This window comes from Paracoccus aeridis (assembly GCF_004923205.2).
GTDB classification, from domain to species: domain Bacteria; phylum Pseudomonadota; class Alphaproteobacteria; order Rhodobacterales; family Rhodobacteraceae; genus Paracoccus; species Paracoccus aeridis.
In genome coordinates, this window is the sequence record NZ_SELD02000001.1 from 137,805 (window position 1) to 162,681 (window position 24,877).

Genomic DNA, 24,877 nt, shown 5'->3' on the forward strand with positions numbered 1-24,877 from the left:
AAGTTGTCGCGAACCGGGCGCATTCTCCGCGGCGATGGCGACTTCAAGGGCTACTGCGCCTCGGATCCTCCGCGCCGGAGGCGTACGCGCCCCGCAGCTCCGCTTGGGATGCCTCGCCGCCCCGCCCGCGTCGGTTTGCGGCAGGTCGGAAGGATAGGATTGTCGCGGCAGTCCGGTCGTCGTGTCGCCCGGGAAAGGGCCGCAAGTTCGGTCCTCACGGGCCGCGGGTCGTTATCCTGCCGCAGAGGGGACTCTGTGCGAGGTGCCACCCAACACGCCGCCGCTCACCGAAGGACGAGATGCGGCCAACCCGTCTGCATGCCCCGGGATCAGGCATGCAGACGGGCCGCGCGTCATGCGTCCTCGATTGCGATCAGCTCGCCCGTCCTGACCTCGCGGCCATTCACCCGGATGGTCAGGTCGCCGCCGGGCTCGCGCTGCACCTCGACCTCGGCCCGATGCCCGGCCAGCTTCAGGTCCGCCTTGAAGCCCGGCCAGTCGGGCGGCAGGCTGGGGTCGACGGTGAAGCCCGTCGCGCGGCGCTGGATGCCCAGGATGCCTTCGACCGCGGCGCGGTACATCCATCCGGCGGACCCGGTGTACCAGGTCCAGCCGCCCCGGCCCAGCTTGTCGTGGCCGGCGTAGATGTCGGCCACGGCGACGTAGGGCTCGACCCGGTAGGTGTCGGCCGAACGCTGGTCCGAGGAATGCGAGATCGGGTTGATCGCGTCGAACAGGCGGTGGGCGCGCTGGCCGTCTCCGCTGCGGCCGAGCGCATAGACCATCCACATCGCGGCGTGGGTGTACTGGCCGCCGTTCTCGCGCACGCCGGGCGGGTAGGCCTTGATGTAGCCGGGCTCGACGGCCGAGCGCGAGAAGGGGGGCGTGAACAGCTTGATCAGCCCCGCATCCCGGTCGAACAGCTGGTCCAGCGCGGCGTTCACGCCCATCACGGCCCGGTCGGGGCGGCCCGCGCCGGACAGGAGCGCCCAGCTCTGCGCAATGGAATCGATCCGGCATTCCTCGCTTTCGGCGGAGCCCAGGGGCGTTCCGTCGTCGAAATAGCCGCGCCGGTACCAGGCGCCGTCCCAGCCGGACCGGTCCAGCGCCGCAGCGACGGCGTTGCGATGCGTCACCCAGGCGTCGGCCCGGGCATCGTCGCCGCGCGCCTGCGCAAGGGGCGCGAAGGCGTCGATGGTCGCGCACAGGAACCAGCCCAGCCACACGCTTTCGCCGCGACCCTGTTCGCCCACCCGGTTCATGCCGTCGTTCCAGTCCCCGCCGAGGATCAGCGGCAGGCCGCGTTCGCCGGTCCGCGCCATGGCGAGGTCCAGCGCCCGCGCGCAATGTTCGTAGAACGGCGCGACCTCGCCCGAGGGGCGGGGGGTCATGAAGCGGTCGTGCTGCCCGGGGTCGAGCGCTGCGCCGGCGATGAACTCCACCGGCTCGTCCAGCAGGGCGGTGTCGCCGGTCGCCGCGACATACTGCGCGGTCACGTTCCCCAGCCACACCACGTCGTCCGAGATCATCGTCCGCACGCCCGCCCCCGAGCGCGGCAGCCACCAGTGCTGCACGTCGCCTTCGGGGAACTGGCGCGAGGCCGCGTTCAGAAGCTGGCGCCGGCAGAGCGCGGGATCCTGCAGCAGCATCGCCGCGGTGTCCTGCAGCTGGTCCCGGAAGCCGAATGCACCGGAGGCCTGATAGAAGCCGGTGCGCGACCGGATCCGGCAGCCGAGCGCCTGGTAGGGCAGCCACGCGTTCACCATCAGGTCGAGCTTCGGGTCCGGGGTCCTCACCTGCAGGCTGCCGAGCACGCCGTCCCATTCGGCCTGCATCGCCCGCAGCCCCCGTTCCGCCGCGCCGGGGGCGCGGGTGGCGGAAAGCGTGTCGGCGAGCGTCCCGGCGGTGCCTTCGGCCAGGACGATCGTGGTTTCGGCGGTCTCGCCCGGGGCGAGGTCCAGCGCCCAGCGGATCGCCGCGCCGGGGTCGCCATCGGTTGCAAGCTCGGGTCCGTTGCGGTGGGCGGGCCAGCGGTCCAGCCCGGCGGGGCGCGACATCGACCCGCCACGGCCAAGGAAGGCCGCGCGCGAGGCGCTGCTGGCGTCCACCGGGCGATCGCAGGTCAGCGCCACGCTGCGGTCCGAGAAGTCGGCCGAGAACGGGTTGCGCGCCATCACCGCGCCCGTCTCGGCATCGAAATGCGCGCGGATCATGGGGGCGGACCGGGCGCGGTCGTTCCCCAGCACCAGTTCGACGAAGGCCGCGCCGCGCAGGCGCAGGCGGCGGCTGGTGCGGTTCCTGACCGTCAGCCGCGTCAGCCGCGCCGGGTGGCCGTCGGCCAGCGTCATCACCGCTTCGAGCGCAACCCAGCCGTGGTCGGCCGAGAAGCGGGAATAGCCCATCCCGTGCGCGCTTTCGTAGATGGCGTCGTCGTTCTCGGCCAGCGCCAGGAACGGCGTCGCGACGCGTCCCGTCTCGGGATCGTAGATCCAGATGCCGTCGCCGGGACGGTTCAGCAGCGGGTCGTTCGACCACGGCGAGATCTGGAAATCGCGGGAGTTCACGGCCCAGCTGTAGGGCGCGCCCTCGGCCGAGACGTGGAAGCCGAAGTCCTCGCGCGCGATCACGTTGATCCACGGATGCGGCGTCTGCCGGTCGGTCGTCGTGCGCACGACGTATTCGCGCCCGTCGGGCGAGAAGCCGCCGTAGCCGTTCCAGTAGTCCAGTTGCGACTGCGACGCGGGAACGGGCCTGGGATCGTCGGGCAGCGGCCGGCGCACCGGGGACCGCCGCTCGGCCGGAGCGGGTTGCGCGGCCTCGTTCGCCAGCCGCTCGATCTGGTCGCCCAGCCGGCCGTTGCGGGTGTGCAGGACCATGCGGGCAGAGGCGAGCAGCGTCTCGAACGACTGTGCCGACAGCTGGTCGCGGCGGATCGCATGCAGGTGGCAGCGCACGCCGCGCTGCGGCTCGGCCGCCTCGATCATCGACTGCAGGTGATGCTGCAGGTCCTGGATGTAGCTGGTCGCGCGTTCGTTCAGCACCACAACGTCGTGGGCCACGCCGCGGGCGCGCAGGAACTGGTGCATCCTCAACGCCTGGCGGACGATCGGCAGGTCGCCCTCGTCGTCGATGCGGATCAGGATGATCGGGTCGTCGCCCGATATCCCCATCGGCCACAGCGCCGACTGCGGCCCCATGCGCCCGTCGGCGCCGCCTTCCAGCGCAAGCCGCATGTCGGGCCAGATCAGCAGCGCGGCGAAGCGGCGGAACAGCCGCGCGTCCTCCAGCGTGACGCCGAGGTGGCGCAGCTGCACCTGCGAGTAGGTCCAGGCGAGGCGCAGTTCGTTGTCGAAGGTCTCGGGCCGCACGTAGTGCGCGGCCAGGCGGTCGCGGTCCTCGGCGGTGTTGGCGACCAGCGTCCAGAAGGTCAGCGACACGGTCTTGCCGGCCGGCACGCGGATGCGGCGGCGGATCGCGAAGCACGGGTCCATCGTGTAGCCCTGCCCGCCGCGAAGCGTCGCGCCCGGATCGAAGGCCGCCGCGTCACCGAGGCTGCGGCCGCGGCCGATGAAGGCGCGGCGGTCGGTTTCCGCCTCGGTCGCGGGGGTGCCGGCGCTGTGCGGGCCGGCGACGAGATGCGCGAAGTAGCGTGACTTCCCGTGCGGGTCGCGGGGCTTCCGCTGCGCCACGATCAGGGCGCCGCGGTCGCGGATCTCCGTTTCCACGAACATCTTCGAGAAGGCCGGGTGGGTGCGGTCGGCGGCGGGGGCGTCCAGCACGATCTCGCCGTAGGAGGTGATCTCGATCGTGCGGTCGCTGCCGGACCGGTTCCGCAGGGTCAGGCGGCGGCCGTCGGCGTCGGCCTCGGTCGCGGCGATGACCTCGAGCCGGCTCTCGATCGCGTTCGCGGTCTTGAAGAACTCGGCCTTGTGGTCCGAGAACATGGTCGAGCTGCGCTCGTCCTTGTCCGAACAGGGCGCCGAGGTCGCGGACCACCATTCGTTCGACTGCGCGTCCCGCATCATGACGTAGATGCCGCCGTCGTCGCGGGTGGGGTCGGGCGACCAGCGGTTGATCGCCATCTCGCCCAGCATCGACCGGCCCGCCCCCGTCGAGGACACGAGGGTCGAGAACTGCCCGTTCGAGATCAGCCCGACCTCGCGTTCGGCGCGGCCGGGGTCGTTCACGAAGGTGACGGTGTCGCCTGCGGCAACCCCGGTCCCCATGTCGATGTGGGACCGCGACGGCGAGCGGGTCACCGGCACGATGTCGCGCGGCGATTTTTCCTGCAGCATCAGCTCGGACGCGCGCACGACGGGATCGTCGTGGAAGCGGTCGCGGTGGATGCCGTCAAGGACCGCGTTGGTGATCGCGAGGATCGACATGCCGTGGTGGTGCGCCATGACGTTGCGCACGACCGAGTGGTGGACGCCATCGCGCAGGCGCGAGCGGGTGAAGTCGACCGCGTCGTAGAAGCCGTGCGGCCCCTCGGCCCCGATCGCGCGCAGGGCATCGAGGTTCTTCAGCGCCGCCTGCGGGCGCAGCTGCGCTGCCATGATCGACGCGTAGGGGGCGACGACCTGGTCGTTGCCCGACCGCTTCAGCGCCAGCGCGGGCACGCCGAAGGCGTAGTACTGGTAGTTCATGTCGCGGTCGCGCGCGTTGAACGCGCTTTCCGAAACGCCCCACGGGATGTTCCGGGCCCGGCCCCAGTCGATGTGGACGTCCACCGCCATCTGGTTCGACGCGTTCAGGATGCCGCCCTGGCGTTCCTTCAGCAGCAGCGGCGGCATCAGGTATTCGAACATGCAGCCCGACCACGACAGCAGCGCGCCCTCGCCACCGATGTTGGCGAAGGGGCGTCCCAGCCGGCGCCAGTGTTCCTGCCGCAGGTCGCCCTTGGCGACGGCCAGGAACGAGGTCAGCCGCGCCTCGGACGCGAGCAGGTCGTAGCAGGAGTCGTCCAGTTCCTCCTCGTCGGGGCGGTAGCCCACCGACAGCAGCATCTTCTCGGGATCGACGAGCATGGCGAAGTCCATCTCGAACGCCAGCGCGCGCGCGCGTTCCGCCATCACGCCCACGCGCACCGCGAAGGACTGGAGCGCGTCGCGACCTTCCGAAAGCGGCTGCAGCACGTCGTCGCAGTGGCGCACCAGCGCCCGCGACCAGTGCGCGACCTCGGCCCCCTCGTCGCCGGGCAGGCTGCCGGCGAGATCGGCGGCGAGCCGGTCGATGTCGGCCGCGAGCGAACGCAGCTGCGCCTGCGCCAGCGTGCCCCGGCCCCGGTGGGCCGAGATCTGCTGCAGCGCCACCGCAAAGCCCGCGACCGCCGTGTCCAGCGACTGGCGCAGTTCGCGCAGCGCCCGCTGCGGTTCCGGCAGCGCCGCGATGCGGGTCCGCAGCACGCCCAGCGTGTCGGCGATGCCGCGGGTGCGGGGCTGGCGGATCGCCGCCGCCTCGCTGGCCCAGCCGCGCAGGCCGGACGCGAGCGCGATCAGCGCGCCCGCCAGGTTGCCGCTGTCCACCGACGAGACATAGGGCTGCGGCAGCACGGTCAGCGTGCGGGTGTCGTACCAGTTGAAGAAGTGGCCGCGGAACCGGGCCATCCGCTCCATCGTCCCGAGCGTCGCGTCGATCCGCTTCAGCGCCGTCTCGACCCCGATCCAGCCGAGGTCGTGCGCCGACATCACCGACATCAGGTAAAGGCCGATGTTGGTGGGCGAGGTCCGTTCCGCGAGCTTCGGCGCGGGGGTTTCCTGGAAGTTGTCGGGCGGCAGGTGGTTGGTGTCGGGGCCGACGAAATCCTCGAAGAAGCGCCAGGTCAGCCGCCCGATGCGGCGCAGGTCCGCCTCGTCCTCGTCCGAGAGGTGCAGGCGGTCCTGCGTCTCCAGCGGGCGCGAGGCGCTGTGCATGATGAAGGGCGCGGCGGTCCACAGGCCGCACAGGACGAAGGCGACGGGCAGGGCGGTCGGGTTCAGAAGGGCCGTCGCGACCAGCGCGAGGACGCCCACGACCACCGATCCGGCCATGCCGCGGTAGCTGTTTCTCAGGCTGGCGGGGCCGCGCCCGGCCTCGCGCGCGGGGGTCCATTCCAGCAGGTGCCTGCGGCTGACCCCCAGCCGCCAGAAGGTGCGGCCGATCGCGTCGATCGAGCGCACCGCCCGGTGCGCCATCGTGGTCAGGATCAGGCCGAGCTCGGTCAGGTAGTTGCGGGCGTCGCGCAGCATCAGCCGGAACTGGTGGTGCACGGAGATGCCGTGCTGGCCGGTCACGATCTTGAGGTCCACCTGCAGGATCGCGACGAGCGCCTGCAGCAGGATCAGCATGGCCTGCCAGATCAGCGGCCACGCGCCCGGCAGCGTCAGCCAGCCGATCACGGAGGCGGCGACGAAAGCGGGCGCAAGCAGGCTGCGGCGCAGGTTGTCGATCATCTTGAACCGGGCGAGCCCGTCGAGCCCGTTGCCCGGCCCGAAGATGAACGGCAGCAGCTGCCAGTCGCCGCGGATCCAGCGGTGCTGGCGGCTCGCCTCGGTCGCGTAGCGCAGGGGGAAGTCCTCGACCACCTCGACGTCGGTGACGAGCGCCGCGCGGGCGAGGCTGCCCTCCAGCAGGTCGTGGCTCAGGACGGCGTTCTCGGGCATCCGGCCTTCGCACGCGCGCTCGAACGCGTCGACGTCGTAGATGCCCTTGCCGGTGAAGCTGCCGACGTCGAACAGGTCCTGGTAGAGGTCGGACACGGTGAAGACGTAGGGATCAAGGCCCCGGTTCGCGGAAAACACGCGCTGGAACACCGATGCGTCGGCGCCGGTCGTCAGCGATGGCGTGACGCGCGGCTGCATGATCGCGTGGCCGCGCACGACGATGCCGTCGGCGCGGTGGACGGGGCGGTTGACCGGGTGCGCCATCTTGCCGGCGAGGGTCGATACGGCGTCGCGGGGCAGGCGGGTGTCGCTGTCCAGCGTGACGACGTAGCGGATCCCCTCGGGCGGGATGGGGCCGGTCGGGATGAAGCTGGTGGTGGTCGCGTCGCGCAGCAGCGCGTTCAGCTCGGCCAGCTTGCCGCGCTTGCGTTCCCAGCCCATCCACACGCCCTCGGCCGGGTTCCACAGGCGCCGCCGGTGCAGCAGGAAGAACCGCCGCACGCCGCCGTGGCTGTAGCGGTCGGCCAGCGCCTCGATCCGCTTGGCGGCGTGGTCCAGCAGGCGCCCGTCGTCGGGCAGTTCCTCGGTGGGGGCGTCGCGCCAGTCGGTCAGCAGCGCGAAACTGACCGCGCCGAGCGGGTTGGCGAGGTAGTGGGATTCCAGCATCTCGACCAGTTCGTCGATCGCGTCGATGCTGCTGAGCATGCCGGGAATGACGACGAGGGTGCGCGATTCCTCCGGCACGCCGTGGCGGTAGTCGAGCGCGGGCAGGCGCTTGGGCGGGATCCAGCGCGCGGTGACGAAGGCCACCAGCCGCATGGCGGTTTCCGACGCGACCAAGGCCCCGGTCGCGGCCAGCGCCACCAGCATCCAGGTGGCAAGCCGGTCCGCCGGCAGCGCCGCCATCAGCGCCCAGGTCAGAAGCACGGTCAGGACCACGACGGCGGCGACGAGTCCCCAGATCCCCGTCGAGCCGACAGCGCGGCCGACCCGTTCGTTCCAGCGCGGGCGATAGCCGCAGTCCGCGGCGAAGCGGTGCCGGTTGACGCCCACCAGCAGGTCGCCGATCTCGACGGTCGCGCCGCTTGCCGCGCGCGCGCGCGCGACCGCCAGCACCCGCTCGGCCACGGCCATCTCGGACAGGGCCGAGCGGCGGGCGATCCGTTCGATCGCGTTGCGATAGCTCGTGCGGGTGGACTGGTCGAGGCGCGCGAACTCGCCCTCGCGGGCAAGGGCCGCGTCGATCAGGCTCACGCCCTCGAACCACTCCAGCCAGTCCACGTCGCCCATGCGGCGCAGGCTTCGCATGATGTTGCCCACGGTGACGTTGCCGGTGGACTGGCGGTTGTATTCCGCCTCGACCGCGCGGTCGGTGGACCCGCTGCGGCCCAGCAGGCGGTCGATCTCGGTCAGCGCGATCTGCCCGTTCGTGCCCGCGTCCCGCATCCGGTACAGAAGCTGCGCCGCGACCGTGTCGTCGCGCAGAAGCGACATCCGGCGATGAAGCGCGTTGCGGATCGTGGTGGCGCCTTCCAGCGTCGCCAGCTCGTCGGCCAGTTCGTTGGCCCGGGTGCGGCGCTGGCGGGCGATGTTCACGCGATCCGACAGGCGGCGGAGGTTTTCCACCAGCACGTAGCGCAGGAAGGTGGGCACGGCCCACAGCTCGGCCACGCCCAGCGTCACCTCGGTCTGGTAGCCGCGCAGGAACTCGCTGAGCGACTGCGGCGACATCTCCGAGTTGCTGAGCGCGACGTAGTACCACGCGATCACCATGCTGCGCGGGGCCGATCCGCCCTGCGACAGCGCCAGCCGGGGCAGGCGGCGCAGGAACTGGTTGTTGAACCCGTCGCGCAGCTGGCGCAGGTTTTCCTCGACCATGTGGTGGTTGTCGATCAGCCACTCGGCCGCGGGGGTCACGTCCTCGCCGGCCTCGGCGTCGGCCACGGTGGCGAGGTAGTTGCTGCGGATCGCCTGCTGGTTGTCGCGCAGGCGGGCGACAAGACGGTCGGTCACGCCGTTGACGAGCGGGTGGTCGGTGCGGGCGAGTTCGCGCCCCGCCTCGAACAGCGACCGGCCGGTCCAGATGTCGAAGCGGATCGGCGGCGGCAGGGTGCTGGCCGCGATCGTGGGCCGGCCGCCGCGGTTGCCACGCACGAAGCCCGCCAGTCGGCCGAAGCCCGCTTGATCAACCATGGTCCGATTCCCGCCGTAAAATGTTCTTCCGAACCTACGGTTTGGGCCAAACAGCGGCAAGGCGATCCCGGCCGCCCGGCCTGCCGCGTCGCGGACGGCGCTTCGGGCCGCAGCGCCCGCGTGAGGGATGGATGCTCGGCCCGCGATCTTCGGGACGGATGCGCGCGTGGGCTGTCGCGGGGACCGCGCGTGGGCTGTCGCGGGGGACCGCGCGTGGGCTGTAGCGGGGACCGCGCGTGGGGTGTCGGGGGGACCGCGCGTGGGCTGTCGCGGGGACCGCGCGTGGGCTAAGGAAGGCCAGCCGAATCCGGTGCGCCGGATCAAGGGAACCTTTGCAGGAGCAGCCGATGTCCGACCCAGTGGCCGACCGTATCCACAGCGTCTCCACCACGCCCATCGAGGGGCAGAAGCCGGGCACCTCGGGCCTGCGCAAGAAGACCCGCGTCTTCATGCAGCCGCATTTCGTTGAGAACTTCACCCAGGCGATCTTCGACGCGATCGGCGGGGTTAAGGGCAAGACGCTGGTCCTGGGCGGCGACGGCCGGTTCTTCAACGACCGCGCGAGCCAGGTCATCCTGCGGATGGCGGCGGCGAACGGGGCGGCGCGGGTGATCGTGGGGCAGGGCGCGATCCTGTCCACGCCCGCCGCGTCGAACCTGATCCGCGAGCGGGGGGCCGATGGCGGGATCATCCTGTCGGCGAGCCACAATCCGGGGGGCGAGGACGAGGACTTCGGCATGAAGTTCAACGGCCCCAACGGCGGCCCCGCGTCCGAAACCGTGACCGACCGGATCTTCGCCCGCACCCGCGAGATCGACAGCTACATGATGCTCGATGCGCAGGACGTGGACCTTGGCAGCCTCGGCGAAACGCGGCTCGCCGGTACCGTGGTCGAGGTCGTGGACCCGGTCGCGTCCTACGCCGCGCTGATGGAGCGGCTGTTCGATTTCGACGCGATCCGGGCGCTGTTCGCGGGCGGCTTCACGATGCGCTTCGACGCGATGCACGCGGTGACCGGGCCCTATGCGCGCGAGATCCTGGAACGCCGGCTGGGCGCCGCGCCCGGCACGGTCCAGAACGCGACGCCGCTGCCCGACTTCGGCGGCGGCCATCCCGACCCGAACCCGGTCTGGGCCAAGCCGCTGTTCGACCTGGTGATGGGGCCGGGCGCGCCCGACTTCGCCGCGGCCTCGGACGGCGACGGCGACCGCAACATGGTGCTGGGTCGCGGCGTCTACGTGACGCCGTCCGACAGCCTTGCGGTGCTGGCGGCGAACGCGACGCTTGCGCCCGCCTATGCCGGCGGGCTGGCCGGGGTCGCGCGGTCGATGCCCACCAGCCGCGCCGCCGACCGCGTCGCCGAGGCGCTGGGGATCGAGGCGTTCGAGACGCCGACCGGCTGGAAGTTCTTCGGCAACCTGCTGGACGCGGGCCGCGTCACCATCTGCGGCGAGGAAAGCGCTGGGACCGGGTCCGACCACGTCCGCGAAAAGGACGGGCTGTGGGCGGTTCTGCTGTGGCTGAACATCCTCGCCGCGCGCAAGGAAACCGTGGCCGACATCATGGCGGGGCACTGGAACCGCTACGGGCGCGATTACTACAGCCGGCACGACTACGAGGCGGTCGCATCCGACCGGGCCAACGCGCTGATGGACCGGCTGCGGTCGATGCTGGACGTGCTGCCGGGGCAGGACTTCGCCGGGCTCACCGTCGCGCAGGCGGACGACTTCGCCTATGTCGATCCGGTGGACGAGTCGGTGTCGCAGCGCCAGGGGATCCGGGTCCTGTTCACCGACGACAGCCGCGTGGTGTTCCGCCTGTCGGGCACCGGGACCGAGGGGGCGACGCTCCGCGTCTATCTGGAACGCTTCGCGGGCCCGGAAGAGCCGCACGACCGCGCGCCCGAAGACGTTCTCGCCCCCGTGATCGCGGCGGCCGAGGCGCTGGCGCAGATCCGTGAACATACCGGCCGCGACCGTCCCGACGTCACCACCTGAACGGCGGGCCCGCGCGACGCGCCGGCCCTGCCGCGGGTTCCGCGGTCACGGGGCCCCGGCGCGCCCTGCGCAGGGCGGCGTCAGTAGATGTACCTGATCTGCTCGGTCCAGAACCGTTCGATCCGGCGCCACTGGCGGTTCACCTGTTCCAGCGGCGGATCGTCCAGGATGCCCGACGCGTCCAGCCCGTCGGCGTGGCGCGTGAACAGCGCGCCCACGATGTCGCGCACCGCCGTCCCGTCGTCGGTCAGCCGCACCCGGACCGAGCGGCGGTCCTGTTCGCAGCGCTGGTGATGGACATAGCCCATCTGCACCAGCTTCTTGAGGTTGTAGCTGACGTTCGACCCTTGGTACATGCCGCGCGACCGCAGCTCCCCCGCGGACACCTCGGATCCGCCGAGGTTGTAGACCAGCAGCGCCTGCACCGGCGTCAGGTCGACCCGGCCCAGCCGTTCGAATTCATCCTTGATCAGGTCCAGCATGAGCCGGTGCAGCCGGTCGAGGATCTGCAGCGTGTCGAGGTAGCATTCGGACTGCGCGGTGACCGCGGGTGCGGCCGTGCGGTCTGCGTCCCGCTGGATCAGGGCAAATCGGTTCATCGCGGCTTCCAAGCTGTTGCCTGGTGAACATCGCGCAAAACACCCAAGATTCGGTTAAGCGGGCAACGGTTTTCCCGATCCGTTTTTCAGCCGTCCCTCAGCCGTCCCTCAGCCGTCCCTGCGCGGCCGCGAAGCGCGCGACATCCGCCAGCGCGGCGTCCAGGCCGGGGGGACCGCTGCCCTCGCCCCGGGTGCGCGCGGTGATCCATGCGTAAAGGTCGTGGTCGTTCTCCTCCAGCAGCCGCTCGTGGGCATCAAGGGCCGCGTCGTCCAGCTGCCCCATCCGCTCGTCGGCGTAGGGGCCGAGGATCAGGTCCATCTCCTTGGTGCCGCGGCGCCAGCTGCGGATGCCCATGCGCTTGAGGCGGGTCTGCCGGTCTTCCATCAGGTCTTCCCCCTGTCGTCCCCCTTCTGCCCCCGCGCGGTGGGGGCGTCAAACCGGAACCCCGCAAGGTGCCGGGCGTTTGCAGGGCTAACAAAACTGAAAGGACAAACCATGCTTTCCCACAATGCGCTCGTCGTCGTCGCGGACGGTCACGGGGCCGTCCTGTTCCGCAACACGGCCAGGCACGGAATCGAGCTTCAGGAAAGCGAGCGGATTGGACCGAAGCACCTGCAGGACGAAAGCCAGGGCCGCCAGCCCGAAGAGACCACGCCCCGGGACGAGGACGAGGCGACCTTCGCCAAGCAGCTGGTCGAGAAGCTGAACACGATGGTGCTGCAGAACAAGGTCGATGAGCTCGCGGTGATCGCCGACCCGTCGACGCTGGGGAACATGCGCAAGCACTACCACAAGATGCTGCAGGAAAAGCTGGTGAAGGAAGTGCCGAAGACGCTCACCTCGGCCCCGGGCGAGCAGATCGCCGACGCGCTGCGCGACTGACGCCTGCGCGCATGGCGGCAGCGGAAAGGGGCCGTCCGGCCCCTTTTCCATGCGGCGGTTTCATCCGCGGAAAGGGCAGCAGTCCCGCAGGTGGAAATAACCCTCGGCGTCCTCGGCCAGAAGGCAGAGTTCGTCGATGCGCCACGGGTCGGGCACCTTGTCCGCGAAAAAGTCCCGGGCGACGCGTTGCGACGACTGACGCTCGTCGCCGGCAAGCTGCTCGGTCAGGGTGAGATGCAGCCTGAATTCCTCGAGCGCGTAGGGATAGCCGAACTCGACCAGCAGTTGCTGCTGGCGCGGCGACAGGGCGCCGGGATTGCGGCGGGTGATCTCGCGATCGGTCAGTGCGGCTCGCAGCGGATCGAGGTCACGCACCACGCGCGCCGCCATGTCCTGCAGGGCCGAGGTGTCGGTGACAGGGCGGAACGCCAGGAAGTTCCGATCCTCGCGCAGTTCCAGCTGCAGCTCGACAGGCTTCAGGCTGCTGCAGAGCCGCTGCACCCGGGCCAGCAGGTCGTCGTAGCCCTGCCCCTCGGCCAGGGCCATCGGCGCCTTGATCGTCGCGTGAAACCCGTAACGGCCGGCCCGCAGCGCCAGTTGCGACAGGGGGCGCGGCAGTCCCGGCAGATCCGGCTGCACGACATGGCGACCCGCGCGCGCGTCCCAGCCGAGCCATGCCGAACCCGCTTCGGCGAAGGCCCCGGCGGGCATGGCGTAGACGGCGTAACGGGGGGTGGGAGGGTCAACAAACGCGCGTTGGCGATCGGCAGTGACGTTCATTTCTGTTCGGGATCTTTCAGCTTCCTTCGGGCAAGGCGACGGACTTACGCCTGCGCGGCAGATGTTGCAAATGATTGTTCCGCAACCACGGCGTGCGAGAGCGCGCGCGGAAGGCGATCATTACACTGGAACGCGAAACATTGTCGGAAGTTCACGCCGCAGGAGCGGGAGGCCCCCCGGCCGCCAGCCGAGCGCGGCCAGGCGCGCACAGCACATCACCGACACCGCGGACGCATCGGCGCGGGGCGGCAGCGGATGGCGGGCGCCGGCCAGCCGCGCGACCTCGGCCAGAAGGTCGTGGCGGTCGAGCACGATGTCTGACGCGTTGAAGGCGCCGCGCCCCTGCCCGGGCGCGCCCTGGGCGGCGAGGATCAGCAGGACCGCCTGCGCCAGGTCGTCGCCGTGCAGCTCGGTCGCGACGCGCGGCGCGATCTTGCGCCCGGCGAGATAGTCCGCGAACAGGCCGGTCCACTTGTGTCCCGGGCCCGGGCCGTAGATGCCGGTGGGGCGAAGGCTCGCCGTGGCAAAATCCGGCGTCCGAAGGCCGGCGAGCGCGGCCTCGGCCTGCGCCTTGACCTGCCCGTAGAGCGAGGCGGGGTCGGGGGCCGTCCCGTCAGGCAGGGGGGTGCCCGGGGGCAGGCGGTCGAACACGGCGCGCGATGACAGGAAGACCACCCGCCTGACGCCCGCCCGGCGCGCCTGTTCGAACAGCGCGACCGACCCGTCGAGGTTCGCCGCCACGAACGCGGCGGGATCGTCGCCCTCGCCGCCGCGATACCTGCCGGGGACGTGGGCGAAAGCCGCGTGGACCAGCGCGTCGCACCCTTCGAGCGGTGCGGGCCGGCCCAGGCGCCAGCCGGGCAGGGGATCGACCTCGTGCCCCGCCGCGGTGGCGGCGCGGGCGATGAAGCGGCCGACGAGGCCGGACGCTCCGGTCAGCGCGACCCTCATGCGGGGTCGGGAAGGGTCCGGCTGTCGGGGACAGGCCCGTCCCCGGCATAGGCGCGCCACAGGTCGATCAGCGGGCGCAGCCGGTCCGCCTTGGCGTGGTCCTGCCACGGCTTTTCGTACTGGAAGTGCAGGATCTTCACGTCCTGCCAGCGCCACAGCCCGGGCATGGCGAACCAGACGTATTGCAGCATGTTCATGAACACCGGCAGCCCGTGCCAGTCGGGGAAGTAGTGTTCAAGGAAGGTCTGGTCGGTCCGCCGCCAGAACGCGCCCGGCACGTCCAGCTTGGCCAGCATGTCCGCGAACGTCGCCGGGTCGGGGCGCGCGGTGAACACGCCCGAGTTCATGCGGTGGAAGTCGGCCACGCTTTCATAGACGTTCGGCGCGGCGCAGAACTGCGGATAGTCGAACAGCTTGTCCACGTGCTGCAGGACCAGCGCATCCGCGTCGATGAAGACGACCCGCGCATAGTCCAGCTGCCACAGCCGCAGCTTGGCGAAGTTGTCGAGCGGCGTGTGGAACGGCGGCTTCTCGCCCTTGGTGAACGCCGCCCGCCCGTGCAGCGCGTCGCGGGCATGGGCGGCGTTGAAGGCGTCCGACGTCGGCAGCAGGTCGCAGCGCACCAGCCGCGCGCCCAAGGTGGCAAGCGGGGCGAGGTCGGCGTTCGCCACGTCGGTATGCAGCACGCAGATGTCGGCGTCCGTGCCGGAAAGCGTGATCGACCGCACCAGCGCCCTGGCGCCGAGCGCGTAGTCCGCGTTCGTCACCAGCGTCACGAAGGCGCGGTCGGATCGCGCGGGGCGGTCCGGGGTCAACCCCTGCATGGCCGGGCCGCCCTGTTCAAACGGCCTTGAGCCGCTTGCCTTCCGGGTCGTGGTCGACGCGCCGGGCGATGTCCTTGGTCCAGGCGCTGACCGCGGGGACGCGGCTGCGGTCGATGCGGTGGGCGTATTTCCTCGCCACGTCCACGACCTCGGACAACAGCCCTTCCTGGAGGGTGATCGGGTTCAGCCCGAGCGCGAGGAACTGGTCGTTCCTGACGATCAGGTCGTTCTCGTCGGCTTCCTTGCGCGGGTTGGGCAGGAACTTGACCTCGGCCCCCGCGAGCTTCGCGATCAGCTGGGCGAGGTCGCGGACGCGGTGCGTCTCGGTCATCTGGTTGAAGATGCGGACCCGATCGCCCGCCTGCGGCGCATCGCCGAGCGCAAGCTCGACGCAACGGACCGAGTCCTGGATGTGGATGAAGGCGCGGGTCTGCCCGCCCGTGCCGTGGACCGTCAGCGGATAGCCGATCGCGGCCTGGATCAGGAAGCGGTTCAGCACCGTGCCGTAGTCGCCGTCGTAGTCGAAGCGGTTGATCAGCTGTTCGTGCCGGCGGGTCTGGTCGGTGTGCGTGCCCCAGACGATCCCCTGATGCAGGTCGGTGATCCGCAGCCCGTCGTTCTGGGCATAGAACTGGAACAGGATCTGATCGAGCGACTTGGTCATGTGATAGACCGATCCGGGCCGCGTCGGATACAGGATCTGCTGGTCGCGCTTTCCCGACGGCGTGTCGATCTGGATGTCGAGATAGCCTTCGGGGATCGGCGCGCCGACCGAGGAATAGCCGTAGACGCCCATCGTCCCCAGGTGGACCAGATGCGCGTCGATGCCGGTTTCCACCAGCGCCGCGAGCAGGTTGTGGGTCGCGCTCACGTTGTTGTCGACGGTGTAGACCTTATGGCGGTCGGTCTTCATCGAATAGGGCGCGGCGCGCTGCTCGGCGAAGTGGATGACCGCGTCGGGGCGGTGGTCCAGCAGCCACGACTTCAGACGCTCGTATTCGGTGGCGAGGTTCAGCAGGTGGAACTGGATCGCGTTGCCGCTTTCCTGCTTCCAGATGCGGCAGCGTTCCTGGATCGAGTCCATCGGCGTCAGCGACTGGACGCCAAGCTCGGTGTCGATCCAGCGGCGCGACAGGTTGTCGACGATGTGGACCTCGTGGCCCAGGTTGGACAGGTGCAGCGAGGTGGGCCAGCCCACGAAACCGTCGCCGCCAAGAACCGCGATCCGCATGTCAGACTCCTTCGCCTTGCGCGTCTGCGGGGTCGTTACAGCGTGCGCGCGCGGCTGTCGAATGAAGATATGACGACAGGCTGATGGTTTGATGACAGCCGGCCGATCGCCGCCTTGCGTCCCCGCAGGCTCAGGCCACGAACCGGGCGGCGAGGCGCAGGTCCTCGACCAGTTGGGCGCGGGCCTCGTTCGCCGCGCCGACATCCGGGACGCGCAGGATGTAGGACGGATGCCAGCTCAGCATCACGGGGCCGCCCTCGGTTTCCTCGACCTTGCCGCGGCGCCTGGTGATGCCCTCCTTGCGGCCGGTCAGCGCGTAGGCGGCCGTCCCGCCGAGCGCGAGCGTCAGTTTCGGCTGGATGAACCGCTGCTCGAGATCGAGCCACCACTTGCAGATGTCGATTTCCGCCCGGTCGGGGTTCTGGTGCAGCCGCCGCTTTCCGCCCCGCGCGGTCATCTGCGGCTTGAACTTGAAATGCTTGACGGCGTTCGTCAGCCACACCTCCTCGCGTGCAAGGCCGGCCTTGCCCATCGCCTCGGCCAGGATCTCGCCCGCCGGGCCGACGAAGGGGCGGCCCTGCAGGTCCTCGTGGTCGCCGGGCTGTTCGCCCACGATCATCAGCCGCGCGTCGGCCGGACCCTCGCCCCACACGGTCTGGGTGGCGTCGCAGTGAAGATGGCAGCGCGTGCAGTGACGCGCGGCCTCGCCCGCCTGTTCCAGCGTGTCGATCCTATCCGGGGCCTTGGGCATGGCGCTGCGATACCTTTCGCTGATCTGCGCGGCGCGCGCGGGCGCGACCGTGGCAGCAGCGGAACGCATCTGGATGACCCTTCGTTCGGCATCCGCCAGCATTGCGGGGATCGCCTGCGTCTCGGGCATGTTCTTCCAGTACTTGACAGGCATTTCCGACCGCATCGCGTCCAGCTTGATCCGCGCCGGGTTGAAGATGTTGGTGAAGTAGGTCGTCCACAGCGCCTCGGACGCATCCTCGGGCAGGTCGGGCTTCGGCGCGCCTGGGCCGACGCTCAGCTCGCCCTTGATGAAGTCGGCGCGTTCGTCGGGGGTGAGGATCGTCCAGTCCATGTCGGCGAAGCGGCGCGCGAAGAAGGGCGCGTTGCGGGCGACGATGAAGTGCTCCGGCTCAAACCAGGCGGCGAAGCGGCGGCGGGGGGCGTCATCGGTGCCGGGCAGTTCGCGGAAACGAACGAAGGCGCGCATCTTGTGGCTGTCGCGGCGGACGGACTTGGCCAGCGCCTCGAGCCGGGCCATCAGCGGGTCGGCCGGGTTGCCCATGATCCCCCGTTCGTGCCGCAGCCGGTGCAGCAGGCGGTAAAGCAGCGCGAACCGTTCCGGGTCGCGGTGGCACAGGACGGTGTCGGCCAGGTCGACGAAGGCGCGCGGCACCGTCAGCGGCTGGGCCGGGGGCAGGGGCTCGGGCGCGAAAAGGCCCGCCACGCCGTCCCACGCCACCTCGTCGGGGGGCACGTCGGCGGCGGCGAGCCTGCGGGCGGCGTCGCGCCACGCCTCGCGCCAGCCGGTGTCGGGCAGGACGACGACCGGCATCAGATCAGCTGCAACTGCTCAGCCGGCGGCGCGAAGCGCGCGCGCAGGTCGGCGCTGTCGATTAGGCCCTTCGGCGACCAGCCCGGCACGCTCACGAAGGCGCGCGCCTTCTTCATTACGGCGCCCAGCCGCGCGAGGTCGTCGTAGCGCAGCACCGCATGGCGCCGCGCCCCGAGGATCCGGTTCACCGTCTTGGTCCCGAACCCCGGCACCCGCAGCAGCATCTCGCGCGAGGCGCGGTTCACGTCCAGGGGAAAGTCCGCGCGGTTCGCCAGCGCCCAGGCGAGCTTCGGGTCCATGTCGAGGTCGAGATTGCCCGAGGGCGCGACGCCCGCGATCTCGTCCACCTCGAAGCCGTAGAACCGCATCAGCCAGTCGGCCTGGTACAGCCGATGCTCGCGCATCAGCGGCGGCTTCACCAGCGGCAGCACGCTGGATGCGTCCGGGATCGGCGAGAACGCCGAGTAATAGACCCGCTTCAGCCCGTAGCCGGTGTAGAGCCGCGAGGCGGTCGACAGGATCGCCGCGTCGTTCGCCCGGTCCGCCCCCACGATCATCTGCGTGGACTGCCCCGCGGGCGCGAACTTCGCCGGGCGCGTGCCCTTGTGGCTGCGGTCGCGGCTCGCCTCGCGCGTCAGGTGGACGCGGCCCATCGCGGTGCGGATCGTCTCGGGCCGCTTCTCGGGCGCCAGTTCGCGGATCGATTCGTCCTGCGGCAGCTCGATGTTGATCGACAGCCGGTCGGCGTAAAGCCCCGCCTCGTCCAGCAGCTCGGCCGAGGCGTCGGGGATCGTCTTGAGGTGGATATAGCCCTTGAAGCCGTGCTCGACCCGCAGAGTCTTCGCGATCCGCACCATGTCGGCCATCGTGGCGTCGGGCGAGCGGATGATGCCGGACGACAGGAACAGCCCCTCGATGTAGTTGCGGCGATAGAACTCCAGCGTCAGCGACACGACCTCCTCGACCGAGAACCGCGCGCGTTCGACGTTCGAGCTGACGCGGTTCACGCAATAGGCGCAGTCGAAGATGCAGAAGTTCGTCATCAGGATCTTCAGCAGAGACACGCAGCGCCCGTCGGGCGTGTAGGCGTGGCAGATCCCCGCGCCTTCGGTCGATCCGATCCCGCCCGTGCGCGAGTCGCGCTTTTCCGTCCCGCTGGAAGCGCAGGAGGCGTCGTATTTCGCCGCGTCCGAGAGAATCGCGAGCTTGCGTTCGAGGGTCATGCCAGCCATGGCGCCCAACGTATGCGTTCGCGCTATGTTCCGCAACGGTGATCCGGGTGTTCCCGCCGCGCAGTCATGCTGAAGGAAACGGGCCACGAGCCCGTTTCCGTGCGGCCCGATGACGCCAGTACTCCGGAGGCACGCGCACGCCTGGTGGGTGCGAACGCACCCGCCTGGGGCGGGCGGGCGCGTGCCGGTCCGCTTCGGGCGGACCGGGGGTCATCGAAGGACTGCCGCGGCGTTACCAGTGACCCGTATTCTCCATGCTCGCCCACGGTTCCTGCGGCGGCAGGCGCTCGCCCTTCTGCAGCAGTTCCACCGAGATGTTGTCCGGGCTGCGCACGAACGCCATGTGCCCGTCGCGGGGCGGGCGGTTGATCGTCACGCCGTTGTCCTGCAGGTGCTGGCACATGGCGTAGATGTCCTCGACCTCGTAGGCGAGATGGCCGAAGTGGCGGCTGTCCGAGGGCAGGGCGTCGTCGCCGTCCCAGTTGTGGGTCAGCTCGACCGGCGCGGATTCGTCGCCCGGCGCGGCCATGAAGACCAGCGAGAAGCGGCCCTTGTCGTTGTCGATGCGCCGGATTTCCCTCAGCCCCAGCAGGCCGAAGAATCGCATCGTCGCGTCGAGGTCGAGAACGCGCACCATCGTGTGCAGGTAGCGGACTTCCATGATCGTCTCCCGTTGATCTTCGCCGCGATCGTGACACGCGCGAACCGCCTGCGCCAGAACCACGGGTTTCGCACCGGGGGCGCTCGCGTTACGAAACGTGGTGAGAACCCGAGAGGACGCCGCGATGCCCCTGACCCCCGAGCAGCAAGCCCAGATCGACGAGGACCGCAGCGCGCCGCGTCCCACTCTGCGCGCGGTCAGCGAAGGGATGGAACGCCACCTCTACGTCGCCCACCCCGTGCTGGACCACGGGCTCGTCCGCGTCATCGACTACATGGGCGACGACGGCGCGATCGTGCAGGCGGCGCGGGTCAGCTATGGCCGCGGCACGAAGGCGGTGTCGAACGACGAGGGGCTGATCCGCTACCTGATGCGGCACTGGCACTCGACGCCCTTCGAGATGTGCGAGGTCAAGTTCCACGTCAAGCTGCCGGTCTTCGTGGCGCGGCAGTGGATCCGCCACCGCACGGCGAACGTGAACGAATACTCCGCCCGCTACTCGATCCTCGACCGCGAGTTCTACATCCCCGCGCCGGAACAGCTGGCCGCGCAGTCGAAGGTGAACAACCAGGGCCGCGGCGAGGTCCTGTCGGGCGACGAGGCGCAGCGCGTCCTCGACCTCCTGCGCGAAGATTCGGCCCGCGCCTACGACCACTACGAGGACATGCTGAGCCAGGACGGCCAGCAGGGGCTGGCGCGGGAACTTGCCCGCATGAACCTGCCCGCGAACATCTACACCCAGTGGTACTGGAAGACCGACCTCCACAACCTGTTCCACTTCCTGCGCCTGCGCGCGGATGCCCACGCCCAATACGAGATCCGCGTCTACGCCGAGGCGATGTGCCGGATCGTCGCCGACTGGGTGCCGCTGGCGTATGGCGCGTTCGAGGATTACCGGCTGGGCGGGGTGTCGCTGTCGGCGCGCGGGGTCGAGGTCTTGCGGCGGCGGCTGGCGGGGGAAGTGGTGACGGCGGAGAACTCGGGGATGAGCAAGGGCGAGTGGCGGGAATTTGAGGGGGTTTGGGGTGAGTGATAGCGCACTTACTGCTTACTGCAATCATCGAGAGCGTTTACAGAAGCTTCGCGATGAACTCCGAGGGGCGGAGAATTACGTGGAGTTTTCTCTTCGATGGGCCTCTACTCTTGAGCATATAAAACTTGCCACAAGCGCACTCGTCAGATTGGGGATGGATGCGGGGGGCAAAGCAACGGCTGCAGCGGAAAGATATAAGAATCTTCAGCGAACTGATCCTGTGCTGACATACTTAAAGAGTGCCCGAGACGCGCAAGCCCATGAGGATGAGAGGGGCTTTGCTCAGGTGTCTAAAGAAAATGACCCGTATTTCTCGATTGGCGGTGGAGCAATACGTATTAGTCCCGGAGCCAACATACAAATGACAGGAAACATAATTAATGGGCTTCCCTTTATCGGAGAATTTTCCAGCGACCCGAAAAACCCTTGGGTGAGATGGGACCCTCGCGGTGCTCATGCCGCTTTTGAGCCGAGAGCATTTACGCTTGAAACCGTTCTCGGTCGAAACGGAAAGAAGAAGATCGCTCCTCCTGAGCGGAATGGCGCCGTTCTGTCGCCCCTAGATTGCCTTGATTATGCGACCTCTTCGCTGGGTCAATTTCATGTCGAGTTGCTGAATGCAATTCAGCCGTGCGGCCCGCTTCAGCAGGCGACTGGACACAGGTAGGCCAATTCAGCCAGCTCCTTTCCTGGCGGTCTGCGTCAGTAAATGCCGCTATGCAAAGCGCGCACACTATGCAGCCGATGCCGCCTTCTGCACCTTCCCCACCCACTCCCTGACCACCGCCACGCTCTCCCCCTCATCCAGCCACGGAATATGCCCCCGCCCGGGCACCTTCCCGTAGATCATGTCGGGCCGCCGCCGCCGCATTTCGGCGGCGGTCTCGTCCGACAGCAGGTCCGACCCCGCGCCGTGGATCAGCGCCAGCGGCAGCCCCGCCATCGCGTCGAACAGCGGCCAGGCCGTCGCCGCGGGATCCTTCATCGCGGCAAGGAAGCTCTCGCGCAGCCCCGGGTCGTAGGTCAGCTCGACCCCGTCCTCGCCCTGGCGGTAAAGCCGCGCGGCCTCGGCCTCCCACCGTCCCTCGGGGACCTCGCCGAAGCCCCGCAGCATCGCGGGCATCCGCTCCGCCATCTCGGCCAGCGTCCGGGCAGCGGGGCGCCGCCCGACATGGTCCATGATCGACGAAAGCCCCTCGGCCGACAGCGCCGGCCCCACGTCGTTCAGGCACACGCCCAGCAGCCGGTCCTTCGCGACCGCCGCGAGATACATCGCGATCAGCCCCCCGCGCGAGGTGCCGACAACCGCCGCCGCCGGAACGCCCAGGTGATCCAGCAGCGCCAGCGCGTCCTTCGCCTCGACCGGCACGGTATAGGTCCCGGACCCGGTCCAGTCCGACTGCCCGCGCCCGCGATAGTCCATCCGGATCATCCGGCAATCCGCCAGCGCGGGCGCGAGATAGTCGAAGTCGCCCATGCTGCGCGTCAGCCCGGCAAGGCACAGGACGGGCAGCCCCGTCCCCTCGTCGCGATACGCCAGCCGCGCCCCGTCCGCCGCGGTGAAGAACTGCACCATGCCTCGCCCCATCTTCTGTCCAGAAATATCCCGGGGTCCGGGGCGGCGCCCCGGTCCGGCTCAGATGTTCTCGGGCTGCGGCATTCCCAGCACGTGGTAGCCGCCGTCCACCGTCACCACCTCGCCGGTGGTGCAGTTGCCCCAGTCCGAGGCGAGCCAGACCGCCGTCCCGCCGATCGCCTCGAGCGTGGCGTTGGCGCGAAGGGGGGCGTTCGCCTCGGTGTGGCGGAAGGTCTTGCGCGCCCCGCCGATCGCCGCGCCCGCAAGCGTCTTCATCGGGCCGGGGCTGATCGCGTTGACGCGGATCCCGTCGGGGCCGAGGTCGTTGGCGAGATAGCGCACGGTCGATTCCAGCGCCGCCTTGGCGACGCCCATGACGTTGTAGAACGGCGTCACCCGGTTCGACCCGCCATAGGTCAGCGTGAGGATCGTCCCGCCGCCCGGTTCATTGGCCGACATCAGCGGCAGCGCCCGCCGCGCCACCTCGATCAGCGAGTAGCACGAGATGTCCAGCGACTTCTGGAAGTTCGCCCGGCTCGTGTTCACGAACCGCCCGGTCAGCTCGTCCTTGCTGGAAAAGGCGATCGCGTGGACGACGATGTCGAGCCGCCCCCAGCGTTCGGTCAGCGCCTGGAACGCCGCGTCCAGCGAGGCGTCGTCGGTCACGTCCACGTCCACCAGCAGGTCCGACCCGACCGAGGCGGCCAGTGGCTCGACGCGCCTGCCGAACGCCTCGCCCTGGTAGGTGAAGGCAAGCTCCGCCCCCTCGCGGGCCAGCGCCTGCGCGATCCCCCACGCGATCGAACGGTCGTTCGCGACCCCCATGACGAGCGCGCGTTTCCCGGCAAGCAGTCCGCCCATGCCCGTCAATCCCGATATTTCGACAGGACCAGCGTGGCGTTGGTGCCGCCGAAGCCGAAGCTGTTGGACAGGACGCTGTCGAAATCGACGCCGTCGATCCGCTCCATCGCGATCTCCTCGGGGCGGATCTCGGGGTCCAGCTCGGTGATGTTGGCCGAGGCCGAGATGAAGCCCTCCTGCATCATCAGCAGCGAGTAGATCGCCTCGTGCACGCCCGTCGCGCCAAGGCTGTGGCCGGTGAGCGACTTGGTCGACCCGACCTTCGGCACGTTCCCTTCGCCGAAGACGCGGCGCAGCGCCTTGATCTCGGTCACGTCGCCGGCCTGGGTCGAGGTGCCGTGCGCGTTGACATAGTCGATCCGCCGCCCCTCGGGCAGGGTGGCGAGCGCCAGCCGCATCGACCGCTCCCCGCCCTCGCCGGAGGGGGCGACCATGTCGTAGCCGTCGCTGGTCGCGCCGTAGCCGGTGACCTCGGCGTAGATCTTGGCGCCGCGCGCCCTTGCGTGCTCCAGCTCCTCAAGCACGACGACGCCGCCGCCACCCGCGATGACGAAGCCGTCGCGGGTGGCGTCGAAAGGGCGGCTCGCGGTGGACGGGGTGTCGTTGTATTTCGACGACATTGCCCCCATCGCGTCGAACAGGCACGAAAGCGTCCAGTCCAGTTCCTCGCCGCCGCCGGCGAAGACGATGTCCTGCTTGTCCAGCTGGATCTGCTCGACCCCGTTGCCGATGCAGTGCGCTGAGGTGCTGCAGGCCGAGGTGATCGAATAGTTCACACCCTTGATCGAGAACGGCGTGGCAAGGCAGGCCGAGTTCGTGGACGACATGCAGCGCGTCACCATGAACGGACCCATGCGCTTGGGCGCGCCCTTCTCGATGACGGTCTGGTGGGCGCTGAAGAAGTTCGACGTGGACGGCCCGCCCGACCCCATGATGAGCCCGGTGCGCGGGTTCGACACGTCCTCGGGCGCCAGGCCGCTATCCTCGATCGCCTGCTGCATGGCGATGAAGTTCCACGCCGCGCCCTCGCCCATGAAGCGGAGGTCGCGCTTGTCCACGTGGGCCGCGATGTCGATCGTGGGCCGCCCCTCGACCTGGCTTCGGAAGCCGTGTTCCTTGTAGTCGGCGGATGCGACGATGCCCGACCGGCCGTCGCGCAGCGACTGCGTGACCTCGGCGGCATTGTTCCCGATGGGCGAGACGATCCCCAGCCCGGTAATCACGACGCGGCGCATGGCCACCTCCCATTCGAATGATGTCAGCTCTCGGAAAGAGCGACCTTCATGTCCTTGACCTGATAGATGACCTCGCCGTCGGCCTCGACGACGCCGTCGGCCACGCCCATGGTCAGGCGGCGGGTCTGCACGGCCTTGGTGAAATCGACCTTGTAGGTCAGAAGCTTGCGGTCAGGCCGGACCATGCCGGTCAGCTTCACCTCGCCGACCCCCAGCGCGTAGCCGCGCCCCTGCCAGCCGCGCCAGCCCAGGTTGAAGCCGGTCAGCTGCCACAGCCCGTCAAGGCCGAGGCAGCCCGGCATGATCGGGTTGCCGGGAAAGTGGCAGGCGAAGAACCACAATTCGGGGGTGATGTCGAACTCGGCCACGACATGGCCCTTGCCGTGCAGGCCGCGATCCTCGCTGATGTCGGTGATGCGGTCCATCATCAGCATCGGCGGCTCGGGCAGCTGGGCGTTGCCCGGCCCGAACATTTCGCCACGCGCGCAGGCCAGCAGGTCGTCCTTGTCGAAGCTGGTCTGGTCCAAGGCCATGTGATGCCGTCCTGCGGTTGTTTGTTCAGGTTTTCGTGTAACAGAGCGGGGCGGAAACGCGCAAGGGCGCGCCGGTCGCGACT

18 protein-coding genes are annotated in these 24,877 nt (G+C 69.5%); 4 read left to right on the forward strand and 14 right to left on the reverse strand.

Translation table 11 applies throughout. From position 1 onward, the window contains the following. Nucleotides 1-353: 353 nt before the first annotated feature. Entirely contained in the window at nucleotides 354-8,834 is an 8,481-nt protein-coding gene (locus tag ELI80_RS00680; RefSeq protein ID WP_136648749.1) for a GH36-type glycosyl hydrolase domain-containing protein, read from the reverse strand. Between the two features lie 347 nt (nucleotides 8,835-9,181). Here ELI80_RS00680 and ELI80_RS00685 point away from each other — a divergent pair, with 347 nt between their 5' ends. After that, nucleotides 9,182-10,831: an alpha-D-glucose phosphate-specific phosphoglucomutase gene (locus ELI80_RS00685; RefSeq protein WP_136648750.1), complete on the forward strand. Its 1,650-nt coding sequence runs from the start codon at nucleotides 9,182-9,184 to the stop codon at nucleotides 10,829-10,831. 80 nt (nucleotides 10,832-10,911) lie between these two features. Here ELI80_RS00685 and ELI80_RS00690 read toward each other — a convergent pair whose 3' ends face one another. Further along, entirely contained in the window at nucleotides 10,912-11,430 is a 519-nt protein-coding gene (locus ELI80_RS00690; RefSeq protein WP_136648751.1) for a MarR family winged helix-turn-helix transcriptional regulator, read from the reverse strand. Nucleotides 11,431-11,527: 97 nt separating this feature from the next. Next, complete coding sequence (locus ELI80_RS00695) at nucleotides 11,528-11,815, reverse strand: FAD assembly factor SdhE (RefSeq protein WP_136648752.1); 288 nt, start codon at nucleotides 11,813-11,815, stop codon at nucleotides 11,528-11,530. A 111-nt stretch (nucleotides 11,816-11,926) separates the two neighbouring features. Between ELI80_RS00695 and ELI80_RS00700 the strand changes: the two genes are divergently transcribed. Further along, entirely contained in the window at nucleotides 11,927-12,313 is a 387-nt protein-coding gene (locus ELI80_RS00700) for a host attachment family protein (RefSeq protein ID WP_136648753.1), read from the forward strand. A 60-nt stretch (nucleotides 12,314-12,373) separates the two neighbouring features. Here ELI80_RS00700 and ELI80_RS00705 read toward each other — a convergent pair whose 3' ends face one another. From ELI80_RS00705 to ELI80_RS00735, 7 genes are all read right to left on the reverse strand, one after another. Beyond that, nucleotides 12,374-13,093 (reverse strand): DUF1045 domain-containing protein, encoded by a 720-nt coding sequence (locus ELI80_RS00705; RefSeq protein ID WP_136648754.1) that lies wholly within the window; start codon nucleotides 13,091-13,093, stop codon nucleotides 12,374-12,376. A gap of 120 nt (nucleotides 13,094-13,213) precedes the next feature. After that, nucleotides 13,214-14,044: an NAD-dependent epimerase/dehydratase family protein gene (locus ELI80_RS00710; RefSeq protein ID WP_136648755.1), complete on the reverse strand. Its 831-nt coding sequence runs from the start codon at nucleotides 14,042-14,044 to the stop codon at nucleotides 13,214-13,216. Further along, on the reverse strand, nucleotides 14,041-14,868 hold the full coding sequence (locus ELI80_RS00715) for a glycosyltransferase (RefSeq protein ID WP_136648756.1): 828 nt from the start codon (nucleotides 14,866-14,868) through the stop codon (nucleotides 14,041-14,043). The genes ELI80_RS00710 and ELI80_RS00715 overlap by 4 nt, the downstream gene beginning before the upstream one ends. 16 nt (nucleotides 14,869-14,884) lie before the next feature. Continuing rightward, nucleotides 14,885-16,099, reverse strand: a complete 1,215-nt coding sequence (locus ELI80_RS00720; protein ID WP_136648757.1) for an NAD-dependent epimerase/dehydratase family protein — start codon at nucleotides 16,097-16,099, stop codon at nucleotides 14,885-14,887. A gap of 130 nt (nucleotides 16,100-16,229) precedes the next feature. Beyond that, nucleotides 16,230-17,663 carry a UdgX family uracil-DNA binding protein gene (locus ELI80_RS00725; protein WP_136648758.1) on the reverse strand — a complete coding sequence of 478 codons (1,434 nt, stop codon included), beginning with the start codon at nucleotides 17,661-17,663 and terminating at the stop codon, nucleotides 16,230-16,232. Next, nucleotides 17,663-18,886, reverse strand: a complete 1,224-nt coding sequence (locus ELI80_RS00730) for a putative DNA modification/repair radical SAM protein (protein ID WP_201740505.1) — start codon at nucleotides 18,884-18,886, stop codon at nucleotides 17,663-17,665. The genes ELI80_RS00725 and ELI80_RS00730 overlap by 1 nt, the downstream gene beginning before the upstream one ends. Before the next feature lie 241 nt (nucleotides 18,887-19,127). Then, nucleotides 19,128-19,556 carry a VOC family protein gene (locus tag ELI80_RS00735; RefSeq protein ID WP_136648760.1) on the reverse strand — a complete coding sequence of 143 codons (429 nt, stop codon included), beginning with the start codon at nucleotides 19,554-19,556 and terminating at the stop codon, nucleotides 19,128-19,130. A 124-nt stretch (nucleotides 19,557-19,680) separates the two neighbouring features. Between ELI80_RS00735 and thyX the strand changes: the two genes are divergently transcribed. Both thyX and ELI80_RS00745 read left to right on the forward strand, forming a co-directional pair. Beyond that, on the forward strand, nucleotides 19,681-20,589 hold the full coding sequence (gene thyX / locus ELI80_RS00740) for an FAD-dependent thymidylate synthase (RefSeq protein WP_136648761.1): 909 nt from the start codon (nucleotides 19,681-19,683) through the stop codon (nucleotides 20,587-20,589). 79 nt (nucleotides 20,590-20,668) lie between these two features. Further along, nucleotides 20,669-21,256, forward strand: a complete 588-nt coding sequence (locus ELI80_RS00745) for a PIN domain-containing protein (protein WP_136648762.1) — start codon at nucleotides 20,669-20,671, stop codon at nucleotides 21,254-21,256. Nucleotides 21,257-21,322: 66 nt separating this feature from the next. Here the strand turns inward: ELI80_RS00745 and ELI80_RS00750 are convergent, their stop codons facing one another. The 4 genes from ELI80_RS00750 to fabA are packed head-to-tail and all read right to left on the reverse strand — an operon-like array spanning nucleotide 21,323 to nucleotide 24,794. Then, on the reverse strand, nucleotides 21,323-22,165 hold the full coding sequence (locus ELI80_RS00750; RefSeq protein ID WP_136648763.1) for an alpha/beta fold hydrolase: 843 nt from the start codon (nucleotides 22,163-22,165) through the stop codon (nucleotides 21,323-21,325). A 60-nt stretch (nucleotides 22,166-22,225) separates the two neighbouring features. Beyond that, complete coding sequence (locus tag ELI80_RS00755; RefSeq protein ID WP_136648764.1) at nucleotides 22,226-23,026, reverse strand: enoyl-ACP reductase FabI; 801 nt, start codon at nucleotides 23,024-23,026, stop codon at nucleotides 22,226-22,228. 5 nt (nucleotides 23,027-23,031) lie between these two features. Further along, nucleotides 23,032-24,261 (reverse strand): beta-ketoacyl-ACP synthase I, encoded by a 1,230-nt coding sequence (gene fabB / locus ELI80_RS00760; RefSeq protein WP_136648765.1) that lies wholly within the window; start codon nucleotides 24,259-24,261, stop codon nucleotides 23,032-23,034. Between the two features lie 23 nt (nucleotides 24,262-24,284). Further along, on the reverse strand, nucleotides 24,285-24,794 hold the full coding sequence (fabA, locus tag ELI80_RS00765) for a bifunctional 3-hydroxydecanoyl-ACP dehydratase/trans-2-decenoyl-ACP isomerase (protein WP_136648766.1): 510 nt from the start codon (nucleotides 24,792-24,794) through the stop codon (nucleotides 24,285-24,287). Nucleotides 24,795-24,877 lie beyond the last annotated feature (83 nt).